The sequence below is a fragment of the Nocardia sp. NPDC004278 genome, from assembly GCF_053602975.1.
This window is the reverse complement of sequence record NZ_JBSGEQ010000095.1, coordinates 1-4,808: the sequence shown is the minus strand read 5'-3', so window position 1 is coordinate 4,808 and position 4,808 is coordinate 1. Positions and strand designations below refer to the sequence as shown.

4 protein-coding genes and 2 pseudogenes are annotated in these 4,808 nt (G+C 60.5%); 4 read left to right on the top strand and 2 right to left on the bottom strand.

The genetic code is table 11. From position 1 onward, the window contains the following. Positions 1-198 (bottom strand): polyketide synthase docking domain-containing protein (locus ACWEO2_RS44165; RefSeq protein WP_452410853.1); only part of this gene is annotated, 198 nt, incomplete at its 3' end. A gap of 961 nt (positions 199-1,159) precedes the next feature. Further along, positions 1,160-1,576, bottom strand: a complete 417-nt coding sequence (locus tag ACWEO2_RS44160; RefSeq protein ID WP_452410852.1) for a DUF4442 domain-containing protein — start codon at positions 1,574-1,576, stop codon at positions 1,160-1,162. Positions 1,577-2,456: 880 nt separating this feature from the next. On the opposite strand from ACWEO2_RS44160, the pseudogene ACWEO2_RS44155 reads away from it, so the two are divergent. The 4 genes and pseudogenes from ACWEO2_RS44155 to ACWEO2_RS44140 all read left to right on the top strand — a co-directional run. Beyond that, a pseudogene (locus tag ACWEO2_RS44155) lies at positions 2,457-2,963 on the top strand (MMPL family transporter); the annotation flags it as partial. Positions 2,964-3,166: 203 nt separating this feature from the next. Beyond that, positions 3,167-3,559 carry a hypothetical protein gene (locus ACWEO2_RS44150; RefSeq protein WP_452410851.1) on the top strand — a complete coding sequence of 131 codons (393 nt, stop codon included), beginning with the start codon at positions 3,167-3,169 and terminating at the stop codon, positions 3,557-3,559. 190 nt (positions 3,560-3,749) lie between these two features. Further along, positions 3,750-3,942, top strand: a pseudogene (locus ACWEO2_RS44145) (MFS transporter); the annotation flags it as partial. A 78-nt stretch (positions 3,943-4,020) separates the two neighbouring features. After that, positions 4,021-4,497: a hypothetical protein gene (locus tag ACWEO2_RS44140; RefSeq protein ID WP_452410850.1), complete on the top strand. Its 477-nt coding sequence runs from the start codon at positions 4,021-4,023 to the stop codon at positions 4,495-4,497. Positions 4,498-4,808 lie beyond the last annotated feature (311 nt).

Genomic DNA, 4,808 nt, shown 5'->3' with positions numbered 1-4,808 from the left:
CCCCTCAGCCACCAACCCCCACAAATCCTCCGCAGAACCCACCCCACCCGGAAAACGACACCCCACACCCACAACCGCCACCGGCTCAGAGGTCAGGCTCTCGATTTCCGCCGACAATTCCGCATTGTGCCGACGAAGACGTTCGGCTTCCTTCAGCGAGGCACGCAGTGCGCCCAACAGTTTCTGATCGTCCGTCATGTGCATGTCACCATCTATTGATGCGCTGCGGCTATCCGCATCCGCATGTTTGGGCGCAAGTTGTTCTGGGAAAGTAGATCTCGGGGCAGGAGCACGAGAACCACCCGCTGGAAAATGAAAAGCAGACCCTTGATGACCAAGCATCGGCGCGGGTGTACAGCCCCTGACGGTTGTCGTCAGTGACCTGTATGCCTAGATGATCCGCTGGCTGGGTGTGGCACGGCTACGGCTCCCCACCAGATCCGCCTGATAGAGGCCGGTGTACGCGCGCTTCGTGATCAGGGTCCGACCTAGAACGAGCCGGCTCCCGTGCGCAGAACAGCTTCACAACGGATGTCACGCGGACCACGAGTCCGCAACTCCGTTGGAGCAAGGCTTGTTTCGAAAACCATAGACCTCATCCGATCCCTCCCAAGCTGGAACATCGCCGAAGGATCCCGGATGAAGGTCCCTCAGCCTCCCACCGAGCATGCATGACGCGACGCGCTTCGGCAACTGGACTCCCGCGACCAGGCAATCGCTGAATCACAGGCAGGGGCACTCCATCGCGATCGTCAGTGAACCCGGATTCTGTTGCACGCCAACAGTCTTTGAATGCATCCATTGCGCCCCTGGCCGCGAACCCGAGCGGATGCCGAAGGCCCGCTATAGTGGAAAACATCCACCGGAATTGTTGCGGCACAATGGAATCAAAGAGACGATGGCCGATCGAAGCGCCAGTCGGATCCCCACTCGACCCGGCTGGTCTAGCAAGTTCGATCTCCCCTAGTCCGTAAGCAGCCTGCTTGCAACCAGTTACGACCATCTCGCGCTGCATTCGTCTGCACTACATGACTACTCGCTACGATGGATTGCAATCATGCGTCGGTCGTGGATGTTTCGCTCGGCGCCGGGTGCGACGTTCCCGGTTCTCGACCCTGAACTGCGCTTCCTCAGATTACCCCCTATGCTCCGCGCCAACTCAGGGGCGCAGACGCCGCGCGTAGAGCTTCTGACTGGCCCGGGCGACAAGTTTCCCATCCCCATCGAGGATGTCGGCGGAGTGATCGGTGATCGACTTCTGACCATCGCTCGTGGCAGCCCTGATCGCGTCGACCTCTTCATGCGAAAGTTCCATAGTGGCAGTGACCGTTCCCCGGCCGGGAGCGATGAATTCGATGTTGCCAACCGTGTTCCAGACACGGTAGTCGCGACCGAGCTGACCATAGGCCATAATTCCGAAGAACGGGTCTGTCATCGAGTACAGCGTTCCGCCGAAGGCGGCACGATTGGGGTTGTTGCGATTCCACGGACGAACGGTGTAGGTCACACGGACCGAAGTCCAGTCCTCGGCAATGTGTTTGACCCGCACGCCCCCGAACAGGTAGGGCGGAAACACATTGAACAATGCTCGGTACACACGCGGCGATTCGCCAGGGTACAACATGCCCGCCGAAGGATCCTTGGAACCATCCGACGATTTCGATACACCAGCATTAGACATCTGCCAGAACCCCTCTCTACGTGGTCTGATACGAGCGGTGTCACCCCACGACCTTCTCAGCTCGGCAACGATCCTCTCACGACATACGCTCTTCGGGTGGCTATCTCTCGTTCCACGAGCGGCGGGATCAGTAGTAGGCGAGCGTGTTCGCGCTGCGCTCCAGAGCCTTTCGATCGAGCTTGTCGCAAGTCAACCAAGTCTTGCCATTCGGATTATTCGCACTTCTGCGAAACCTCCTGCGCACAACTCCTCAGCCCATGACGCCGAGGCGAACGAGGTCTGCGCGCTCCGCGATCAACAGTCGGCCGTCGCTCATCGAACTCTACTGGCCCACAAACCAGATACACCCCGACGCTCGACCGAAGACAGCACACTGACCTCGGAACTTATGATGACGCTGGACAAGCCAGTGGTGTCGGATACGATTGGCTCGTTCGTCTCGAACCTGACAGTGGGGGATCTCTTGTCATGTAAATCGGCTGCAGGCCTGAATGTTTCGTCTCTCAGCGCACACCACACAACCCACCTCAACCGCTGGTCTCGGTGAGAGCCGATGCTCTCTCGCTTGACGAGCTTCGTCACCCGAGCGCCCAGGGTCGTACTGGCATCATCCGCACTCGCCTGCGTCCTGTTCGGCGCGATCGGATCTCTGGCTGCTGACCGCCTCTCTGCCGGCGGCTACATCAATCCCGCTGCGGAGTCCGCACAAGCGGACCGAATTCTGTCCAGCGACTTCGGAATGTCGAGTATGCAGCTGATCTTCGCTGTGGAATCGCTGAAGGCGTTGATGCTCAACGCCCTGTCGTTGACAGCCACATTCGGCGCGACAGTATGGATCTTTCAGGACGGCCATCTCGGCGGCCTTGGTACAACGACAACGGGCTACACCGGACCCTCGGTACCAGTCCTGATGTTCTGCATCGCCTTTGGCTTGTCGATGGACTATGAGGTCTTCCTGCTCGCCCGTTTCACCGAGGAATGGGAGAAGTCCGGCCGAACCCGAGTAGATAACGACACCGCCGTGGCGGTCGGGCTGGCCAGATCTGGCCGGGTAGTGACCGCAGCCGCAGTGCTCATGGCTGTCGTATTCGCAGGTTTCGCCACCAGCAGTGTGTCGCTGATCCGCATGCTGGGCCTCGGCCTCGTTCTCGCGGTGCTCGTCGATGCGACCCTCGTTCGAATGATCCTGGTGCCAGCGTTCATGCGTGTCGCCGGAACTTGGAACTGGTGGGCGCCACTCCCATCGCGGCCGCTCCTCGAAAAGGTTCGGGCGCGCGAGTAGACACCGATGGCGACTACGCAGTCCACATACAGCGTCGCGCCCGCGGTCCCCTAGCCAGCGCATAGTTGACCACGTTGCATGCGACCGCGATGACACGCGAGTCGAATGCTTCGCCTGCGGGCCAACCGATCTGGTAGGCCCGTGGCGGCACACAGAATCGAACAGACCGAACAGCAAGTTATGACGAGACATCGAGATAAACAATGATGGATATGCACGGCTGTCCGCTCGAAATCGGCGACAGAGTTACGGTCGCCGCGAGCGACACGATCGAAGCCGTTCTCACCGGAGCGCACGGAATCGTGGTCGACTTCACCAACGATCGCGTTGACGTCATGCTCAGATCGCCGAAGATTTCCGACGAGGAGGGCGTGACAGTTTCCCTCTCTCCCGAGCATCTAGCTTGCCCCCACCTGTCGCCAGCACAGCCTTCGATCAGTTTTTTCGAGATACTCGACACTTTCGGACGGGCATTGACCGAAGACGCCATCGCGACAGCAGTTGCCGATCACACGATGTCGTTTGATCAGGGCGAGAAGCTCATAAAGATCTGGCGGGAACAGGTAGTGTCGGCGGTCTCATCACTCCAGTCCTGATAGAGGCCGGTTTGTAGTCTACGATATTCGGATTGATCGCAGCTATCCCGAAATTCGCTGGGGATGCGCCATTAACTCGACGAGACCCGCAAACCCGGCGAAAGCTATCGGACGGAATGAACCCTCGTCTTTCTCGCCGAACTCATCGACCCAACCTGGTCGCCGATAGACACACCACCCACCAGTTCGATTCTGCGAACGGATCACGGTGGGCATGCGCATATTCGCCGCGACGCCACGGCTACGCGGCCTGCTCGGATTGAACCTCGTGGTCGCTCCCCGCAGGATCGGTGATCATGGTCAACGCCGTCAGCTACGTACGCGACACCCTTGGCGGTACTCAGTCCGGTTCTCGACACCTCCGAGGGGCGGGCATAGGGTCCAGACCCGTCTGGAGCTGTGCGGTGTCGATCAAGGGTGTCGAAAAGTGATGGTGTCCAACAATCCTTGAGCGTACAGATTTGAAAGACCATGCGCCGCAGGATTATCGGCGGTGCGCCGTCCTGGCGCTGGCTCTCGCCGCGACCACCGCCGTCACCGGTCTCTCGCGCACCGCCGCACCCAACGCCGCGGCCCCCACCGATTCTCTCCGATACATCGAACGCGGCAGCGAGTGCGGTATGGGCGTCCAACAGCGCGGTCGGCCATTGCGCGCAGACAATCTGTCGCAGCGGGCTGGTGAACGCCGCATGCGAGAGCCCAACTCGTTCGATGTTTTGACCGGGATGGCCACGTGCGACGAGCACTCCGAGGTCGACCACCACATCACGCAACTGCGGCAACGACACCGGATGTCCGAGCCGATGCAGGGCTTCGTGGATCAGGCGCAGGGGCGCGGTGGGACCGACGCCGACCGCCGCGAGCAGGGCGCCGACGGGCGGCGCGGTGTCGGCATGCATGGGACGCTGGCGGGTTGTGCTGAACCTGCTCGCCACTAGCGCATTCAAATCCGTGCCATCGAGACTGTCGGCTCGCCAATCGATTTCGGTGATCAACCTCGGCATCAGCCAGCCGCCGCGCACATCATCGGGTAGTTCGTGCAAGGTCCGATCGAGCCTCTCCGGGATACCGCCTTCGGCGACAGCCAACTCCCCCAGCACCTCCCGTGCGGTAGGCGGATGCAGGTGGACACGCCGAGCATGCGCGATATCTGCATGATCTACGACATCGGTGCCGGACCTGACACTGACAATCACCCGAACGTGGCCCAATCGCTCATCGGTAGTGAGGGTTGCGACAGCGGCGACAA